At 67.6% G+C, this 17,120-nt stretch carries 17 protein-coding genes; 3 read left to right on the forward strand and 14 right to left on the reverse strand.

Translation table 11 applies throughout. The features are described 5' to 3' along the window. Positions 1-90: 90 nt before the first annotated feature. The gene (locus EDD41_RS04875) at positions 91-1,896 is read right to left on the reverse strand and encodes an alpha/beta hydrolase (protein ID WP_170165251.1); all 1,806 of its coding nucleotides are present in this window, start codon (positions 1,894-1,896) and stop codon (positions 91-93) included. 224 nt (positions 1,897-2,120) lie between these two features. Between EDD41_RS04875 and EDD41_RS04880 the strand changes: the two genes are divergently transcribed. Both EDD41_RS04880 and EDD41_RS04885 read left to right on the forward strand, forming a co-directional pair. After that, positions 2,121-2,696 carry a hypothetical protein gene (locus tag EDD41_RS04880; protein WP_123575153.1) on the forward strand — a complete coding sequence of 192 codons (576 nt, stop codon included), beginning with the start codon at positions 2,121-2,123 and terminating at the stop codon, positions 2,694-2,696. Next, positions 2,686-3,000, forward strand: a complete 315-nt coding sequence (locus tag EDD41_RS04885) for a winged helix-turn-helix domain-containing protein (protein ID WP_094763959.1) — start codon at positions 2,686-2,688, stop codon at positions 2,998-3,000. The genes EDD41_RS04880 and EDD41_RS04885 overlap by 11 nt, the downstream gene beginning before the upstream one ends. Positions 3,001-3,114: 114 nt before the next feature. Here EDD41_RS04885 and EDD41_RS04890 read toward each other — a convergent pair whose 3' ends face one another. The 11 genes from EDD41_RS04890 to EDD41_RS04940 form a co-directional block, all read right to left on the reverse strand. Further along, positions 3,115-3,411, reverse strand: coding sequence for a chorismate mutase (locus EDD41_RS04890; RefSeq protein ID WP_123575154.1), 297 nt, complete (start codon positions 3,409-3,411; stop codon positions 3,115-3,117). 89 nt (positions 3,412-3,500) lie between these two features. Then, on the reverse strand, positions 3,501-4,604 hold the full coding sequence (locus EDD41_RS04895) for a GuaB3 family IMP dehydrogenase-related protein (RefSeq protein ID WP_094763957.1): 1,104 nt from the start codon (positions 4,602-4,604) through the stop codon (positions 3,501-3,503). A 26-nt stretch (positions 4,605-4,630) separates the two neighbouring features. Beyond that, positions 4,631-6,178 carry an IMP dehydrogenase gene (gene guaB / locus EDD41_RS04900; RefSeq protein WP_281273088.1) on the reverse strand — a complete coding sequence of 516 codons (1,548 nt, stop codon included), beginning with the start codon at positions 6,176-6,178 and terminating at the stop codon, positions 4,631-4,633. Positions 6,179-6,317: 139 nt separating this feature from the next. Continuing rightward, on the reverse strand, positions 6,318-7,463 hold the full coding sequence (locus EDD41_RS04905) for a mannitol-1-phosphate 5-dehydrogenase (RefSeq protein ID WP_123575155.1): 1,146 nt from the start codon (positions 7,461-7,463) through the stop codon (positions 6,318-6,320). Further along, on the reverse strand, positions 7,463-9,451 hold the full coding sequence (locus tag EDD41_RS04910) for a PTS mannitol transporter subunit IICBA (RefSeq protein ID WP_123575156.1): 1,989 nt from the start codon (positions 9,449-9,451) through the stop codon (positions 7,463-7,465). The genes EDD41_RS04905 and EDD41_RS04910 overlap by 1 nt, the downstream gene beginning before the upstream one ends. A 228-nt stretch (positions 9,452-9,679) precedes the next feature. Next, positions 9,680-11,287 (reverse strand): chaperonin GroEL, encoded by a 1,608-nt coding sequence (gene groL / locus EDD41_RS04915; RefSeq protein WP_123575157.1) that lies wholly within the window; start codon positions 11,285-11,287, stop codon positions 9,680-9,682. Positions 11,288-11,473: 186 nt separating this feature from the next. Further along, positions 11,474-11,770, reverse strand: coding sequence for a co-chaperone GroES (groES, locus tag EDD41_RS04920; RefSeq protein ID WP_094763953.1), 297 nt, complete (start codon positions 11,768-11,770; stop codon positions 11,474-11,476). Between the two features lie 200 nt (positions 11,771-11,970). After that, positions 11,971-12,327 (reverse strand): hypothetical protein, encoded by a 357-nt coding sequence (locus tag EDD41_RS04925; protein ID WP_123575158.1) that lies wholly within the window; start codon positions 12,325-12,327, stop codon positions 11,971-11,973. A 117-nt stretch (positions 12,328-12,444) separates the two neighbouring features. Next, on the reverse strand, positions 12,445-12,726 hold the full coding sequence (locus EDD41_RS04930; protein ID WP_123575159.1) for a hypothetical protein: 282 nt from the start codon (positions 12,724-12,726) through the stop codon (positions 12,445-12,447). Between the two features lie 62 nt (positions 12,727-12,788). Then, a complete protein-coding gene (locus EDD41_RS04935) occupies positions 12,789-13,991 on the reverse strand; it encodes a class I SAM-dependent methyltransferase (RefSeq protein WP_245995541.1) in 1,203 nt (400 codons plus the stop codon). After that, entirely contained in the window at positions 13,970-14,458 is a 489-nt protein-coding gene (locus EDD41_RS04940; RefSeq protein WP_123575160.1) for an NUDIX hydrolase, read from the reverse strand. Before EDD41_RS04940 ends, EDD41_RS04935 begins: the two co-directional genes overlap by 22 nt. A gap of 172 nt (positions 14,459-14,630) precedes the next feature. Here EDD41_RS04940 and EDD41_RS04945 point away from each other — a divergent pair, with 172 nt between their 5' ends. Next, the gene (locus tag EDD41_RS04945; protein WP_123575161.1) at positions 14,631-15,170 is read left to right on the forward strand and encodes a hypothetical protein; all 540 of its coding nucleotides are present in this window, start codon (positions 14,631-14,633) and stop codon (positions 15,168-15,170) included. Positions 15,171-15,197: 27 nt separating this feature from the next. Here EDD41_RS04945 and EDD41_RS04950 read toward each other — a convergent pair whose 3' ends face one another. Both EDD41_RS04950 and EDD41_RS04955 read right to left on the reverse strand, forming a co-directional pair. Next, positions 15,198-15,839 (reverse strand): response regulator, encoded by a 642-nt coding sequence (locus EDD41_RS04950; RefSeq protein ID WP_123575162.1) that lies wholly within the window; start codon positions 15,837-15,839, stop codon positions 15,198-15,200. Next, complete coding sequence (locus EDD41_RS04955; protein ID WP_170165252.1) at positions 15,836-17,098, reverse strand: sensor histidine kinase; 1,263 nt, start codon at positions 17,096-17,098, stop codon at positions 15,836-15,838. Before EDD41_RS04955 ends, EDD41_RS04950 begins: the two co-directional genes overlap by 4 nt. Between the last annotated feature and the right edge of the window lie 22 nt (positions 17,099-17,120).

Consider the following 17,120-nt stretch of genomic DNA (forward strand, 5'->3'; position numbering starts at 1 on the left):
GCAAGCCAAGCGCCGCAAACTGCGGAGTGCACGAGGCCCGGCCACTCCCCACGAGGAGTGGCCGGGCCTCTGTGCGTCCGGGTGGGTGGGTCAGCCCAGTTGTGTGAACAGGGCGTGGTCCGGCTTGCAGACGACGTCCTTGGCCGGCGCCTTGCCGGTCAGCAGGTAGCTGTTGCGGATCTTGTCCGAGCAGGCCGAGATGTCCAGCGTCGAGTGCGCCCAGGCACCCTTCACCGTCACCAGGCGCGAGGTCTTGAGCGTCTTGCGATAGGCCACCGCACCGCTCATGGGCGTCGCCGGGTCATGGTCCGTTGTCATGACCAGCACCGGGGCCGAGGTGGGCTTGCCGAAGGAACCGCGGTAGACGCCCGACGCCTTGACCGGCCACCCGGCACACAAGCTGGAGCTCCACAGCCACATCTGGCCGAAACCACCGTCCTGCTCACGCACCCGGTCATTGGCCGCCACCCACGCGGCACGCGAGGAGGGGTTGACCGAGTCCCCACACAGCACGGCATGGAAGCCGACACCGTAGACCGGCGGCTGCGCCGGCTCGCTGGGGATTTCGGTGGGATCCGGCGTGGGTTCGGGTGTCGTCTCACCGGTGGGATCCAGGACGGGCCCGCGGTGCACAGCCCTGTCGTCGTCCACCGTGCCGGCCGGGACGCTCTTCGCAGCCCGCTCCGCCAGCCGCTCCATCTCCCGGGCGACGCCACGTGCCTTCTGCTGGGCAGTTGCCTTCTTCGTGGCCTGCACCTTGCGCGCCGCGGGGCTCGAGGCGGCATTGACCCTGTTCACGGTGGACAGTGCGGTCAGCTCGACGGCCATGTCGTGCAGCACCGAGGGCACGAGGGCGGACTCCTCATGGCTGTACAGGACGCCGGTCATCATGCCGATGACGTCATCCTCCCGCAGCGCGTATCCCTGCCCGAGGTCCACGGGACCGGCGGCGAGGATGCGCTGGATGGTGTGCCAGTCGGAACGCACCGAACCGGCCTCGGGGCAAGCGGCGGTCCCGACGCGCTCGCATTCGGCGAGCAGGGCTTCGAAGGCCCCCGCGACACCATGCCCGGAGCCGATCCGCTCCGTGACAGGGACGGCGCCCCCCTGCTTCCCGCGGCCGGTGGCCCACTCCACGGGATCCAGCACGCCGTCCACCACCAGGGCGCGGACATTCTTCGGGTACATCGCGGCATAGGTGGCGCCCAGGTAGCTGCCGTAGGAGACGCCGTGATAGGTGATCTTCTTGTCTCCCAGGGCGCGTCGCGCCAGATCCATGTCACGCGCCACATCTGCCGTCGACATGTGCGAGAGGATCTCTGCCCCCTTCTCCTTGCAGGCCTTCTGGATCATGGTGTTCTGGGCGAAGACCTGCTCGACCTCGGCGGGATTGAGCGGGTAGGTGAGGGGCATCGACGCACTTCCTGCATCGGCCGCATCGCCGGTGCACTCGGCCAGGGCTTCGCCATCCATCCCCCGCGGGGCGACGCCGACGATGTCGAAGCGGGCGCGCACGTCGCGGCCCAGGGAATTGGCGAAGAAGGTGACCGTCTGGTTGGAGGCGCCTCCGGGGCCGCCCGGATTGGTGAACAACGAGCCGATCCGCCGCTTCGGCTGGTCCGCGGGGCGGCGGGAGACGGGCAGGGTTATGGTTCCCTTGTCCATGTCCGCATAGTCGAGCGGGACGACGAGGTTGCCGCACTGCAGGCCTGGAGCGCAGCGCCGCCAGACGACCTTGGGGTTCTTGACGGCATTGATGGCCGCGGTGGCCTTGGCCGAACGCGCAGGTTGCGGCTGCGACGGCTGGACCGGCAGCGCCTGGGCTGCCGAGGTGATCATGCTGGCTGCGGTGCCGAGCGCAAGGACGGCGGGGACGAGGCGATGCCTGGATGACATGGGTCTCCTGAGTGTCGGGTTCCCCGAGAGGAACCAGCGGTGGGCCATCCGGGGATGGTCCGCCCATCCTCACCTCGGCCGGGGGTCATCTCGCCCCATATTTCCTTGGAGCTCAGAATGCGAGACATTCCAAGAATCAACAAGGATGACGGGTCTGCATTGCAAACCAGTTCGCCCCAGAGATAGGTTTGCGATACAAACCAGTTTGCAGACAAGAGGATGCCATGGACGCCACCCAGCACACAGGGCCCGCAACAGACCTGCAGGACCGGATCGCGGTGAGCAAGGACTACGACATGCTCCAGGGGCTGATAACCGTCGGCACGGGCATCTCGATCCTGCTCGCCGCGGCAACCCGCGACTTCACCTGGATGGCGGTCGGCAGCTGCCTCAGCGTCGCAATCGGCGTCACGTGGTACGAGAAGCGCTATGGCAAGGCCCGCTCCACCCGCAGCCGAAGCGCCGTCACGGTGCTGTTCAGCATCCTTGTCATCCTCGCCGTCGTGATCGCGAGTGGCTTCGACCAGTGGCGCCCCGGCCCCCTGTTGTGGACACCCCTGGTGGCCGGCCCTCTGATGCTGGCGGGTAAGTGGGCTGGGCTCCGGCACACCGGCCTGACCATGTGGCACTGGATCAGTTGCGTGGCGCTGACGCTGTGCGCCTTCATCCCGCTGTTCGGCTACCACCCGTCGTTCTGGTTCGCGATGGGCACCCTGGCGCTGCCCTTGATCGTGATCGGCTCGGTGGACCACCAGCGGCTGGTCAGTGCTCTGGGGAAGGGAACGCCCGATGAGCAGTGACGAGGTGTCCACGCCGGACTTCGCCGTCGACAGGTTGGTGCACGAACCCGCGCGGCTCGGCATCCTGAGCGTGCTCGAAGGCCAGAAGGAGGCCGACTTCCAGTTCTTGCAGACCGTGCTGGGGCTGACCAAGGGCAATCTGTCCAGCCACCTGTCAAAACTGGAAGCCGCGGGCCTGATCCGGGTCACCAAGGTCTTCCAGGGCAAGCTGCCCCGCACCATGCAGGAGATCACCCCCGCCGGGCGCGCAGCGCTGGAGCGTCACTGGGAGCAGATGGACGCCATCCGCAATCTCGGGCGCTGACGCCACTCGCCTGGCCCCATCGGCACGTCGAACCAGCTCTTGCACGTCGCGCCCCGCACACACGTCGCGAGGAGCGCTGGGGCGCGCAACGTCAGCCCGGTGGGGTCCGGACTGTCAGGCGTGGTCCTTGGCGATCCGTTCGTGGTGCCGAACCACCTCGGTGACGATGAAGGTGAGGAACTTCTCGGCGAACTCCGGGTCCAGCTGGGCATCGACGGCCAGGGCGCGCAGCCGCTCGATCTGCCGCTTCTCCCGGTCGGGGTCGGCCGGGGGCAGCCCCTTGGTGGCCTTGAGCTCCCCCACCCGCTGGGTCACCTTGAAGCGTTCGGCCAGCAGGTGCACCAGGGCAGCGTCGAGGTTGTCGATGCTGGAGCGCAGCCGCAGCAGTTCCGGATCCGTTGCCTGGGTCATGCCCCCAGCCTATGGGCGCTGACCTTCAACCCGCGCCCTGCCCACAACGTGAGGCGACGGGCTGACGACCCGGAGTCGACTGACCACAATCAGCGGATGACGAGCTCGATGCGCTGGAACTCCTTCACCTCGGTGTAGCCGCAGGAGGCCATGGACCGACGCAGGGCTCCGACGAGGTTCATCGTGCCGTCGGGGATGTGCGAGGGGCCGACGAGCACTTCCTCGAAGGAGCCGACCGTGTCGAAGTGGACCCGCTCGCCGCGCGGCAGGGTCTCGTGCCAGGCCTCGGAGCCCCAGTGCCACCCCTTGCCGGGAGCCTCGGCAGCGCGAGCCAGCGGCGAGCCGACCATCACGGCATCGGCGCCACAGGCGATGGCCTTGGCGATGTCACCGGAGCGGCCCACGGACCCGTCGGCAATCAGGTTCACGTAGCGGCCACCGGATTCGTCCATGTAGTCGCGACGTGCCTCGGCCACGGCCGAGATGGCCGAGGCCATCGGGACCTCGATACCCAGCACGTCGCGGGTGGTGTGGGCGGCCCCGCCGCCGAAACCGACCAGCACACCGGCGGAGCCGGCACGCATTAGGTGGAGCGCGCTCTGGTAGGTGGCGCATCCGCCGACGATGACCGGCACCTCCAGCTTGCGGATGAACTCCTTGAGGTTCAGCGGCTCGGTGGCCTCGCTGACGTGCTCCGCGGAGACCGTGGTGCCGCGGATCACGAAGAAGTCCACGCCGGCCTTCTCCACGGTGTTGGCGAATTCGCGGGTGTTCTGCGGGCTCAGCGATCCTGCCACCGGGACACCGGCCTCACGGATCTGCTGCATGCGCGCGGTGATCAGTTCCGCCTTGATGGGCTCGGCGTAGACCTGCTGCATTAAGCGGGTGGCCTCGTAGCGGTCGCTGATGGCCGCGAGCTCCTCGAAGATGGGCTCGGGATCCTCGTAGCGGGTCCACAGGCCCTCGAGGTTCAGCACGCCCAAGCCGCCGAGACGCCCCATCTGGATGACGGTCTCGGGGCTCATCACGGAGTCCATCGGGGCGCCGACGATCGGGAAGTCGAAGCTGACGGCGTCGATCTTCCAGCTGAGGTTCACCATGTCGATGCCGCGAGTACGGCGGGTGGGGACCATGGAGATGTCGTCGAAGCTGAACGCCTTCGTGGCGCGCTTGCTACGGGCAATGTCGTACATGAGGTTCAGTCCTTGCTCGGGTTGGATCAGCGCGAGTAGTTGGGGGCGTCGGCGATGTTGGCGACGTCGTGCGGGTGGGACTCCTTGAGCCCGGCGGGGGTGATCCGCACGAAACGGCCACGCTCGTACAGCTCGTCCAGGTTGCGGCTGCCGACGTAGAACATGGACTGGTGCAGGCCGCCCACCAGCTGGTGCACCACCTGGCCCACTGGGCCGCGGTAGAGGACATTGCCTTCGATGCCCTCGGGGATCAGCTGGTCGTCGCTGGTGACATCGGCCTGGAAGTAGCGGTCCTTGGAGTAGGATTTCTTGCCGCGGCTGCTCATGGCACCCAGCGATCCCATGCCGCGGTACTGCTTGTACTGCTTGCCGGCGATGAAGACCGTCTCGCCGGGGCTCTCCTCGCAACCCGCCAGCAGGGAACCGACCATCACGGTGGATGCGCCGGCCACCAGCGCCTTGGCGATGTCCCCGGAGTACTGCAGACCGCCGTCGGCGATCACCGGCACACCAAGGGGACGGCAGGCCTGGGCGGCCTCGTAGACGGCGGTGACCTGGGGCACGCCGACGCCAGCGACGACGCGGGTGGTGCAGATGGAGCCGGGGCCCACACCCACCTTGACGGCATCGACACCGGCCTCGCACAGGGCGGCGGCACCGGCGCGGGTGGCGACATTTCCGCCGATGATCTGGACGTGCTTGGTGGCCTCGTCGGCCTTGAGGCGACGGATCATGTCCAGCAACAGGCGGGCGTGGCCATGGGCGGTGTCGACCACCAGCACGTCGACGCCGGCCTCGATCAGCCGGGTGGCCCGCTCCCACGAGTCGCCGAAGTAGCCGACGGCGGCGCCCACCATCAGGCGGCCCTGGGAGTCCTTGCTGGCATTGGGGAACTGCTCGGACTTCACGAAGTCCTTGACGGTGATCAGACCGGTCAGGCGGTTCTCGGAGTCCACCAGGGGCAGGCGCTCGCGCTTGTTCTGGCGCAGCAGCGCGGTGGCCTCCTCGTTGGAGATGTCGTCCCGGCCGGTGAACAGCGGAGAAGAGGTCATCACGTCACGGACCCTGGTGGTGGCCCATTCGTCGACGGGGGTGAAGCGCAGGTCACGGTTGGTGCAGATGCCCAGCAGGTGGTTCTCGGCGTCCACCACGGGAAGACCGGAGATGCGGTACTGCCCGCACAGGTTGTCGAGCTCCTCGAGCGTCGCCTCGGGGCCGATGGTGACGGGATTGGTGATCCGGCCGGTCTGCGTCCGCTTCACCAGGTCCACCTGGTAGGCCTGGTCCTCGATCGACAGGTTGCGGTGCAGGATGCCCAGGCCGCCCTGGCGGGCCATGGCGATGGCCATCCGGCTTTCGGTGACGGTGTCCATCGCGGCGCTGATCAGCGGCAGGCGGATCTGCAGGCCGCGCGTCAGCTGGGCGGTGGTGTCCACCTCGGAGGGGATGACGTCGGTCTCCCCAGGCAGCAGCAGCACGTCGTCATAGGTCAGCCCGAGGGGCAGGAACTTGTCCGGGACACCGGAGCCGGTCAGCTCGCTGGTCGAGATGTTGGACGCCTCGTTCTGGGACACCGGTTACCACCTTCGTGCTCGGGAATGGACCCATCCTATCTGCCACCATCGACAGCTCCCACCGGCTGCAGACGTGACGACTGCCGCCCCTCGGATGAGGGACGGCAGTCGTGGCTTCGACAGGCTCAGCCAGCGTGGGTCAGGCGCGCTGGGCCTTGGCCTGGGTGGCAACCTCGACCAACTGCGCGAACAGCGGGTGCGAGGTGTCCAGCCCGGTGAGCTCGCTCACCGCGGCCTCGGGGGTGTTCGCGGCGAGGATCTCGCCCACCGTCACGGCCTCGGCATCCTCGGCGACGTCGAAGAGCATGGCGCCCAGCATGGCCGCCTGCAGACCCTTCGACTCCATGCCGCGCTCGGCGAGCTCGGCGGCGGGGCCGACAAAACGCTCGTGACGCGACAGCTTGCGCAGCGGGGAACGACCGACGCGGGTCACCGTGTCGGGCAGCTCCGGGTTGGCGAAGCGCTTGAGGATCTTCTGGACGTAGGCCTCCTGGACCTCCGGCTCGAAGCCATACTTGGCCACCAGCAGCGCCTTGGTCTCGGCCAGCACCTGGTAGATCTTGTCCTTCAGTTCGGGCTGGGCCAGCACGTCGGAGATCTTCTCGATGTCCGCGCCGTAGCCGAAGTAGGCAGTGGCGGCGTGGCCGGTGTTGACGGTGAACAGCTTGCGCTCGATGTAGGGCGCAAGGCTCTCCACCCAGGTGGCGCCGGGGATCTCGGGCTTGTCGCCTCCGAAGGCCGGCTCCTCGATGGCCCACTCGAAGTAGGGCTCGACGTTGACGTCCAGGCCCATGCCCTCCGGCTGGTTGGGGACGATCCGGTCGACGGCCGTGTTGGCGAAGACCGCCTTGGCCTCCACGTCGGCCGGGTTGTCGCCCAGGATGAATCCCTTGAGCCCGTCGGTGGCGTTGATGGCATTCTCACAGGCCATCACCGCGATCTTCGGGGCATCCGCGGGACGGGCGTCGATGCCGGCGCGGATGGCCGGGGCGATGAACTTGAGGATGTTCGGGCCCACGGCGCAGGTGACCACGTCCGCCTCGGCGATCGCCGCGGTGAGCGCGTCGGCCTCCGTCTTGGAGTTGATGGCCTCGAAGCCGCTGATGACGTGGTCCTTGCCACCGTCGCCCACCTCATGGACGGCGTAGCTGTCGGCCGCCTTGAGCTGGTCGATCAGCGCGTCGGAGACATCGGCGAAGGTCAGCTGGTAGCCACCCTCGTTCAACAGCAGACCGACGAAACCGCGGCCGATGTTGCCGGCACCGAAGTGCACTGCCTTCTTCATCAGGAATTGACCTTTCCGAGGATCGCGGCCACTTCGTCAGCAGAGCTGGCGTTCTCCAGGGCCTGCACGGACTCGTTGTTGGAGAAGATCTTGGCGAGCTTGCCCAGGATCTGCAGGTGCTCCTTGTTCTTGCCGGCAATGCCGACGACGAACTTGACCTGGTTGCCGTTCCAGTCCAGCGGCTGGTCCAGGCGGATGAAGCTCATCGCGGAGCTCTTGATGTGCTCCTTGGCGTCGTTGGTGCCGTGCGGGATGGCCAGGAAGTTGCCCATGTAGGTGCTGACCGACTCCTCACGCTTGTGCATCGCGTCGACGTAGGCGGAGTCCACCGCACCGCGGGCCACCAGCAGCTGACCGGCCTGGGTGATGGCATCGCCCTTGTCCACCGCGCGTGCGCCGAGCTGGATGCTCTCGGTGCTCAGGATGTCGGCCGCGGGGGCCTCGTCCTGGGCAGCGGCGGCACCGACGGTGGCCGCAGCAGCCACCGGGGCGACCGGAGCCGCGGAGCCGGAACGCTGGGTGCGGATCATCTCCACGACCTCCTCGTAACGAGGCGAGTTCATGAAGTTGTCGACGGTCAGCACGGTGGCGCTGGGAACCTTCGGGATGGCGCGCGGGGCCAGGGTCTCCTGGGTCACGACGATGTCGTAGACGTCCTTGAGGTTCGCGATGGCCTCATTGGTGACCTTCACGTCGCCGTAGCCGGCGTCCTTGATCTTGTTGCGCAGCACCGAGGCGCCCATTGCGGAGGAACCCATGCCGGCGTCGCAGGCGAAGACGATGTTCTTGATCTCGCCCGTGGGAGCGGCGACGAGGTTGCCGGCCACCGAGGACTTCTTGCCCTTCATGGCCTCCATGTCTGCGGTGGCCTTCGAGAGGTCGCCGTCGCTGGACTTGTCCATCTTGAGGATGACCGCAGCCACCAGGAAGGAGACGATGGTGGCCAGGATGATGGCAATCCACACCTTGGCGATGTCGCCACCGGCCATGGCGGAGATCGCAATGACCGAGCCGGGAGCCGCCGGACCCTTGAGCCCGGTGTGCAGCAGCATGTTGGTCGCCACGCCGGTGGCACCGCCTGCAATGGCAGCCAGCAGCAGGGCTGGCTTCATCAGCACGTAGGGGAAGTAGATCTCGTGGATGCCGCCCACGAAGTGGATCAGCGCGGCACCAGGCGCGGTGGCCTTGGCTGCCCCCTTGCCGAAGAGCATGAAGGCCAGCAGGATGCCCATGCCCGGGCCGGGGTTGGCCTCCAGCAGGAAGAGGATCGACTTGCCGGCCGGGCCCGCGGCTTCGGCCAGGCCGAGCGGCGACAGCACACCGTGGTTGACGGCATTGTTCAGGAAGAGCACCTTGGCCGGCTCGATGAAGACACTCGTCAGCGGCAGCAGGTTGTTGCGCACCAACACGCGAACGACGACGGTCAGGACGTCCATCAGCATCTTGACCAGCGGGCTCACCGCGAAGAGGCCGAAGATCGCGATGATGGTGCCCCAGATGCCTGCGGAGAAGTTGTTCACCAGCATCTCGAAGCCCGGCTTGATCTTGCCGTCCCAGAGAGCGTCCAGCTTCTTCATGGTCCAGCCGCCCAGCGGCCCCATGATCATGGCCCCGATGAACATCGGGTATCCGGGAACACCGGCGATGACGCCCATGGTCGCGATGGCGCCGAGGACACCACCGCGCGTGGGGTTCTTCTCGTACATCATCCGGCCGCCCTGGAAGGCGATCAGGATCGGCAGCAGGTAGTTGATGGAGGGGCCGACGATGCCGATGTTGTCAACCAGCTTGCCGCCGACCATCGACTGGCCGAATCCGCCGATCTTGCCCAGCGGGAAGGGGCCCTTCTCAATGAAGAGAGCGGTGATCAGGCCCCACGCGATCAGGGCGCCGATATTGGGCATGACCATGCCCGAGAGGAAGGTGCCGAAGCGCTGGACGTGCGCCTGGGCCTGCTTGGCCGCCGAGGGGGCCGGTGTTGTGGACATGATGCGTCGCTTTCGTCGGGCGCGGATGCGCCGCTGGTACCAAGGCTTGAACGTTCCACAGATCGACGGAGCTGGCCGAAAAGGATCATTCATTGTGGAAAGCCCTCGCCACAGCACAGCCTAAGCCATCACCCCGACGCATTGCCTCGCTCCGCAACCTTCGGCGAACGCCACGAGGCCCCCGCCGTAGCGGGGGCCTCCTGATGCCCTGTGGGCCAACGGTTTGCGTCAGTGCGCGTGTCCGTGGGCCTCTTCGTCGGCATCCTCCGGCTTGTCCACCACCAGGGTCTCGGTGGTGAGCAGCAGCGACGCGATCGAGGCGGCATTGGCCAGCGCGGAGCGGGTGACCTTGACCGGGTCGATGACGCCGGCCTCGATCAGGTTCACGTACTCGCCGGTGCGGCCGTTGTAGCCACTGCCGGGCTCCAGCTCGGACACCTTGGAGACGATGACGTAGCCGGGCTCGCCACCGTTCTCGGCGATCCAGCGCAGCGGCTCGACGACGGCCTTCTTGACGATCTGCACGCCGGCCTTCTCGTCACCCTCGAGGCCGAGACCGCCCTCGAGGACCTTCGACGCGTGGACGAGGGCCGAGCCGCCACCGGCGACGATGCCCTCCTCGATGGCCGCACGGGTGGCGCTCACGGCGTCCTCGATGCGGTGCTTGGTCTCCTTGAGCTCCACCTCGGTGGCAGCACCGACGCGGATCACGCAGACGCCGCCGGCCAGCTTGGCGACGCGCTCCTGCAGCTTCTCGCGATCCCAGTCGGAGTCGGAACGCTCGATCTCGGCGTGCAGCTGCTGGACGCGTCCGGCAACCTCGTCGGCCTCGCCGGCGCCGTCGACGATGGTGGTGTTGTCCTTGGTGACCACCACGCGACGAGCGCGGCCGAGCACCTCCAGACCCACCTGGTCCAGCTTCAGACCAACCTCGGGGGCCACGACCTGGCCGCCGGTGAGGATCGCAATGTCCTCCAGCATGGCCTTGCGACGGTCGCCGAAGGCCGGGGCCTTGACGGCGACGCTGGTGAAGGTGCCGCGGATCTTGTTCACCACGAGGGTGGACAGGGCCTCGCCGTCGACGTCCTCGGCCACGATGAACAGCGTGCCCTTGGCCTCGATGACCTTCTCCAGCACGGGCAGCAGCTCATTCATCGAGCTGATCTTGCCGGAGTGGATCAGGATGTAGGGGTCGTCCAGGACGGCCTCCATCCGGTCGGCGTCGGTGACCATGTAGGGGCTCAGGTAGCCCTTGTCGAACTGCATGCCCTCGGTGAACTCGAGTTCGGTGCCGAAGGTGTTGGACTCGTCGACGGTGATGACGCCGTCCTTGCCGACCTTGTCGAAGGCGTCGGCGATGAGCTTGCCGATGACCTCGTCGCGCGAGGAGATGGTGGCCACGGCCGCCATGTCGTCAGTGGTCTCGATGGGCTTGGCGACGCGCTTCAGCTCGTCCTCGACGGCGGAGACGGCCTTGTCGATGCCGCGCTTGAGGCCGACGGGGTTGGAGCCGGAGGCGACGGCCTTGAGGCCCTCGTGGACCAGGGCCTGGGCCAGCACGGTCGCGGTGGTGGTTCCGTCACCGGCGACGTCATTGGTCTTGGTGGCGACCTCCTTGGCGAGCTGGGCGCCGAGGTTCTCGTAGGGGTCGTCGAGCTCCACCTCCCGGGCGACGGTCACGCCGTCGTTGGTGATGGTGGGGGCGCCCCACTTCTTGTCGAGGACGACGTAGCGTCCCTTCGGGCCGAGGGTCACCTTGACGGTGTTGGCGAGGACGTCGACGCCACGCTCCAGGGAGCGGCGGGCCTCCTCGTCGAACTGCAGGATCTTGGGCATTCATTACTCCTGGGGAGTGAGATTCTTGCTGGGGTGTGAGAGCCGCGCCCGCCCGGCCCGATGGGCGAGGCGGGCGCGGCACTGCTCACTTCTTCGTCTCACGAGCGCAGCCGCGAGCTTGCGAGCTGCGGTGCGCGCGAGTGTCGCGGGGGTTCAAGGGGGTCGTCCCCCTTGCCGCGAAACAGATCACTTCTGGACGATGGCGAGGATGTCGCGAGCGTTCAGGAGCAGGTACTCCTGGCCGTCGTACTTGACCTCGGTGCCGCCGTACTTGCTGAAGACGACGACGTCGCCCTCGGCAACGTCGAGCGGGATGCGCTTGCCCTGGTCGTCGAAACGGCCCGGGCCAGTGGCGATGACCTTGCCCTCGGAGGGCTTCTCCTTGGCGGTATCGGGAATGACCAGGCCCGAGGCGGTGGTCTGCTCTGCTTCCAGCGGCTGGACGAGGACGCGGTCCTCGAGCGGCTTGATCGTGGCTGCCACGTCAAACCCCTTTCTGACTAGTAGCGCCGAGATTCTCGGCGGGGGATCTTCAAGGTCATGGTTACCAGCCGGGGCGTCGTCGCGGGTGCCGCCCGTGGCTGTTGGCACTCACCTAGGGCGAGTGCCAAGAACCAAGCTATACCGACGTTGGCACTCCTTCAAGCCGAGTGCCAGCGAAGCCCCGGATGAAGTTCGCCAACCTACGGGGCGCCACACGGGCCGATCGCACCGATCGGCTGGAATCCCTTGTCGTCGGCCTGCACGGAGATGTGCTTGATCACCTCGGCGTCACTCTCGAAGTAGATCGACCACGAACCATCACCCAGCTGGTCAACACCCCACGAACGGCCCGTGGCCGGATGGTGGTACGGCTCGTGGCCGTAGATGTCCGGGAAGAACTGGAACATCTTCTTCGTCGAATCACCCAGCGTCAGACCCGACTGGGTGCTGGTGGCCGTCGACTGGATCGAGATGGTCGTCACGGAACCGGAGAGTTGACCATTGCTGGTGAAGACCATCACGACGTCCTTCCCCTCCGCCTTGAACATGGGACCCATGCACTCCCATGCCGGCGTGAAGGAGGACCTCAGGGCCTCCGGAACCGGCTGCCCGATCTTCACCGGGCCCCACCCCGTCGTGGTGAGCCGCCAGGAACGCCACTGGCCGGGATCCCCCTAAGCGGCTGACGAACTGGCCGACGGGGTGACGGAGGGCGTGCTGGACTGCGTGACCGAGGGTGTGGTCGCCTGAGATGGCGCCACTCCCCCGCTGGCCGCTGGGCTGGCCACCGACACCGAGGGGGCCGAGGAGGCCGCGGCCGAGCCGGACCCCGCCGGTGTGCTGGCGGCCGCGCTGGCTCGCTCGAAGGTCTTCTCCTCGGAACCGCAGGCGGTCAGGGCGGGGAGCAGCAGTGCGCCGCAGAGCAGCACCGGGGCAATACGTCGGGGGGTCGTCATGGTGACAGCCCAGCAGCCCCGTGGGTCAGCGGAGCCAACGCCGTGACAACCGCACCATTTCTTCAGCCAGTTGACGTGGTCGCAACTCGACGCACCACGAGGGCACGCGCACCTTCCCGGGTGCGGACCAGCACCAGGGTTGCCTGGTTGGGACCCTTCGGCTGGAGCTTCTTGCGCAGTTCCGCGGGGTCGACGTCGATGGCCCGCTTCTTGATCTCCAGGCTTCCGACGCGGTGTTCCCGCACCCAGGCCTTGAGCGTCTTGGGGTTGAAGTCCAGGTCCTCCAGCACCTCGAAACAGGTGGCCAGGGGCGTGTCCACTGGATGGTCCGTGGACAGGTAGGCCACCTGCGGGTCCAGCAGCCAGGCATCCGGATCAACTCGGTCCAAGGCACCGGCGCGAATCACCGCCCCGTGCGGCTCCAGCAGGTAGCGACCCACCGGGGCCACGGGGAGGGGCTCGTGTGGCGCGGCATCCACCCTCACCCCTTGCGTCAGGTCGGGGAAACGGGAATCAAGCAGGACGGCCCCGTGTCCCGGACGCGCACCGGGTGTGCGCCACAGGGAGCACTCGACGACATCATTGCGATCGGCCACCCAGAGCGCCTCGACGGCCTCGGGAAGCAATTGCTTGGGAACGCCGGGCCCGAGCTTGACCACCGTCGAGTGCGGCCCGTCCAGCAAGGACAGCACGAAGTCCCACGGCGGGGTGAAGGCCTCCACCTTCCAGGTGCGACCGGACTCGGTGCGGCGGGCCGGATCGATGAAGACGCAGGTCTCCGGGCCAGCATCAGCCAGGAGCTCGGGGGCCAGCGTGACGGCATCGCCATGGAGGACGGTGCCGCCCGACAGATTGGCGGCGGCGTGCTGGGCGGTGGTCTCGTCCAGCTCCACAGCCACGACGTCGACCCCAGCGCGCAGGCAGGCCAACGAGTCGGCCCCGATGCCGCACCCGAGGTCCACCACGCGCGTGATGCCCTCGGCCTTGAGTCGTTGGGCGCGCCAGGCTGAGACCACGGGGCGGGTGGCTTGTTCGAGGGCATCGTGGGTGAAGAAGAGCGACGGCGCCAGGTCTCCGAACTTGGCACGCGCTGCGTGCCGCAACTGGGCCTGCCCCAGCGCCTCGGCAGCCATTTCCGGGCTGTGACTGCGACGCAGGCGGGTTGCCGCCGCCAGCGAGCCGGGATCCTTCTCCCCCATCGCCTCGGCCAGCGCCCGGGCGCCCTCATCGGTGTGCAGCAGGCTCACAGCGTCGTCACGCTCCACCCGGTGGGGCGGCCGTCCTGATAGGGCAGGCAGCCGTGGAACTGGGTGATGGTCTCGTCGAAGACCAGCGGCAGGAAGTGTCGGTCACCCTCCCACATGGGCAGCCGGTCGAGCTCGTCGATGCGCTCCCAGCTCAGGCTCCCCTCCTCATTGGCCTCCGGAACGTCACCTGTGAAGCCGTCGACGACGAAGATGCAGCCGAAGTGGTCCTCGCCATTGCGGCCGAAGCCGGGCCAGCTGACGGTTCCGCGCAGCCGCAGCCCGGTGGCCTCGATGTGGGCCTCCTCGCGCAGTTCGCGGCGGATGCAGGCGACGACGTCCTCGTCGGGCTCCAGCTTTCCGCCCAGCCCGTTGTACTTGCCCAGCTGCTCATCGCCCGCGCGCGCCGTGCGGTGAACCATCAGGACGCGCTCTCCATCGGGGTGCCGCACGAAGGCCAGCGTGGTCATGATCGGGGTGAGCGCCATGCCCGGAAGCCTAGTGCGTGGCCGGGGAGGGGCGTGCAACCAAGAAAATGGTGAGTTCTCGCCAAGAACACTGGCGCGCTGACCTTGGCGGGCACAACGGTTTCGATGTGGGTCACACGACCGTCTCGACGCGGCGACGGCAGACCCACCCATCCCTCGAAAGGAACCCCGCATGCGTATCCATGCCATCGTCGCCTCGGCGCTCACCCTGCCTGCCCTCGCGCTTGCCTCTGCCATCCCCGCCCAGGCCACCTGGACTCCCGTCACCCCGAAGACGGGCAACCGGGTCAGTGCACAGGCCGTCTCGTTCAAGAACTACGCGGGCGGTGCCCCGATGCGCCAGGTCCGTTCCAGCAGCGTCAAGTGCACCGGCACGGTCATCTCCCGGCAGGTGGTCAAGCACGCGGGCAAGCCGGCCGGCGAACTGACCATCCACGTCAAAGCCAAGAACAAGACGACCGCGATCGCCTGCTTCAAGCACGCCGGCATCACCAAGGGCAAGCGGCTGCCGACCAGCGTCGCCCTGATCTCCGCGAAGTCTGCGACGGCAACAAAGCCGGCCGTCCACGTGGTGGCCTCCGGCAACTTCGTCAGCTACGCCGGCCCGGCAGCCATCAGTGGAGTCAAGGGCGCGTGCGTCCAGGCTGCCGGCGCGATCAAGATCGGCAAGAAGACCGTGGCCATCGAGTCCCCGGTGCTGTGCGACAGGTGACTCTCCGCTGACCCGTATGGCCCGGCGTCACCCCGCCAGGCCGCACCGGTACGCCCACACCACCAGCTGCACCCGGTCTCGAACCCCGAGCCGGGTGCAGATCCTGGTCAGGTGGGTCTTCACCGTGCTCACCTCGATGTGCAGTCGCTCCGCGAGCTCGGCATTGCTCAAGCCCTCGCACAGGGCCCGGACCAGTTCCAGCTCGCGTGCGCTGAGCTGGGCGGTGATCTCTGTCGCCGGGGCGGGCCGACGACGTGCGAACTCGTCGATCACCCGTCGCGTCAACCGCGGCTGCACCATGGCCTCCCCGCTCGCGGCGGCCCGCACTGCAGTGACGAGTTCGGCCGGTTCGCAGTCCTTGAGCAGGAAACCGGCTGCCCCCGCTTCGAGCGCCCCGAAGAGGTATTCGTCGAGGTCGAAGGTGGTGACCACGACCACCGCCACCGGGGGCTGTTGCTGGGCCAGCTCGCGGGTGGCGGTGATCCCGTCGCCGTCGGGCATCCGGACGTCCATCAGGACCACGTCGGCGGCAAGTGCTCTGGCTCGGCGCACGGCGTCGGGTCCGCTGGAGGCCTCCCCCACCACCTCCAGATCCTCTTCACCGGACAGGAAGAGCGCCAGCCCACGCCGGACCAGGGCCTGGTCATCGGCAATCAGCACGCGGATCACAGCGACTCCTCGACGGGATTGAGCGGCAGCTCGGCACTCACGCGCCACCCGCGGCCGTGCGGACCGGCTTCCAGATTTCCACCCAGAAGGCCTGCGCGCTGGCGCATGCCCGCGATCCCCTGGCCCATGCCCAGCCCTGCATCATCCACCAGACGCGACGAGCGTCCGTTGACCACCTCCACCAGGAGCCAGTCGCCGTCCCGTTCGACGCTGACCGTCACCGGCGCACCCGGGGCGTGGCGATGGGTATTGGTCAACGACTCCTGCACGATCCGCACCGCGGCCAGTGCTGTCGAGTCCGAGGCCGGGATCCCGGTCAGATCACCAGCCTCCAGCACGATGTCCGGGTTGATCTGTCGGGCGCGCCCGACCAGTGCCGTGATCTCGTCCAGCCGCGGTTGTGGGTGCAATGGCACCCCGTCGTCCGGGTCGTGCAGCACTCGGACCATCTGCCGCAGGCTGGACTGTGCTGCCTGGGTCTCGGTGACGACGTCATCGATCAGGTTCCCGGCCGTCGCGGGGTCCTGCGCATTCACCTTGCGTGCGGCCTTGGCGGTGATGACTGCGGCCGTCGAGTGGTGCGCTGCCAGGTCATGCAGTTCCCGCGCCAGCCGCTCCCGGTCCGCACGCAGAGCGGCCACCAACGCGGCGTCCGCCTCTGCCCTGGCCTCCACGGCGCGAGCCTGGACGGCCTCGGCCCTGACCAGTTGGCGCTTGACCACGATGCCGGCCAGCACCGGGAGCAGGACGTCGTGCAGGTGGCCGGTGAAGAAGCCGAGGATGATCGACGCCGAATAGTGCATGTCCTGCGGCATGGTCACCCCGTCCATACCCGTGGCGGTCAGCTGGGTGCGGTACTGGACCGCTGAGGCGGCGACGCCGACAACCGTGGCAACCATCGCCAGAATGACGGCTGGCCACGTCCTGGTTCGGCGGCCCAGGTGGTAGCCGGCCGGGATCAGCATGGTCTCCACGCCGAATCCCACCGGCAGGTTCATGAAGCGGAGTTGGAAGACGGCCACGCAGACCACCAGGAAGCAGGCGACCGGCCAGCGCATGAGCGCGAGGAAGGCGGTCAGGACCACGACCGCGACCAGTGCAGCTTCCCCCAGTGACCTGAGGTCCAGCGGATCGGGGAAGCCTGAGCTCCAGGCAGTGGCGGCCATCGTCACAAGGCCGTAGCAGGCAGCGATCACCGCGGCCCACGCGATGCCGGGCACGCGTCGCACCGGGGAGATGGCGGCAGGAGAGTCGTTCACACTCGACATCCTTGCCCTTGTG

It is taken from the genome of Luteococcus japonicus, from assembly GCF_003752415.1.
Taxonomy (GTDB): Bacteria; Actinomycetota; Actinomycetes; order Propionibacteriales; family Propionibacteriaceae; genus Luteococcus; species Luteococcus japonicus.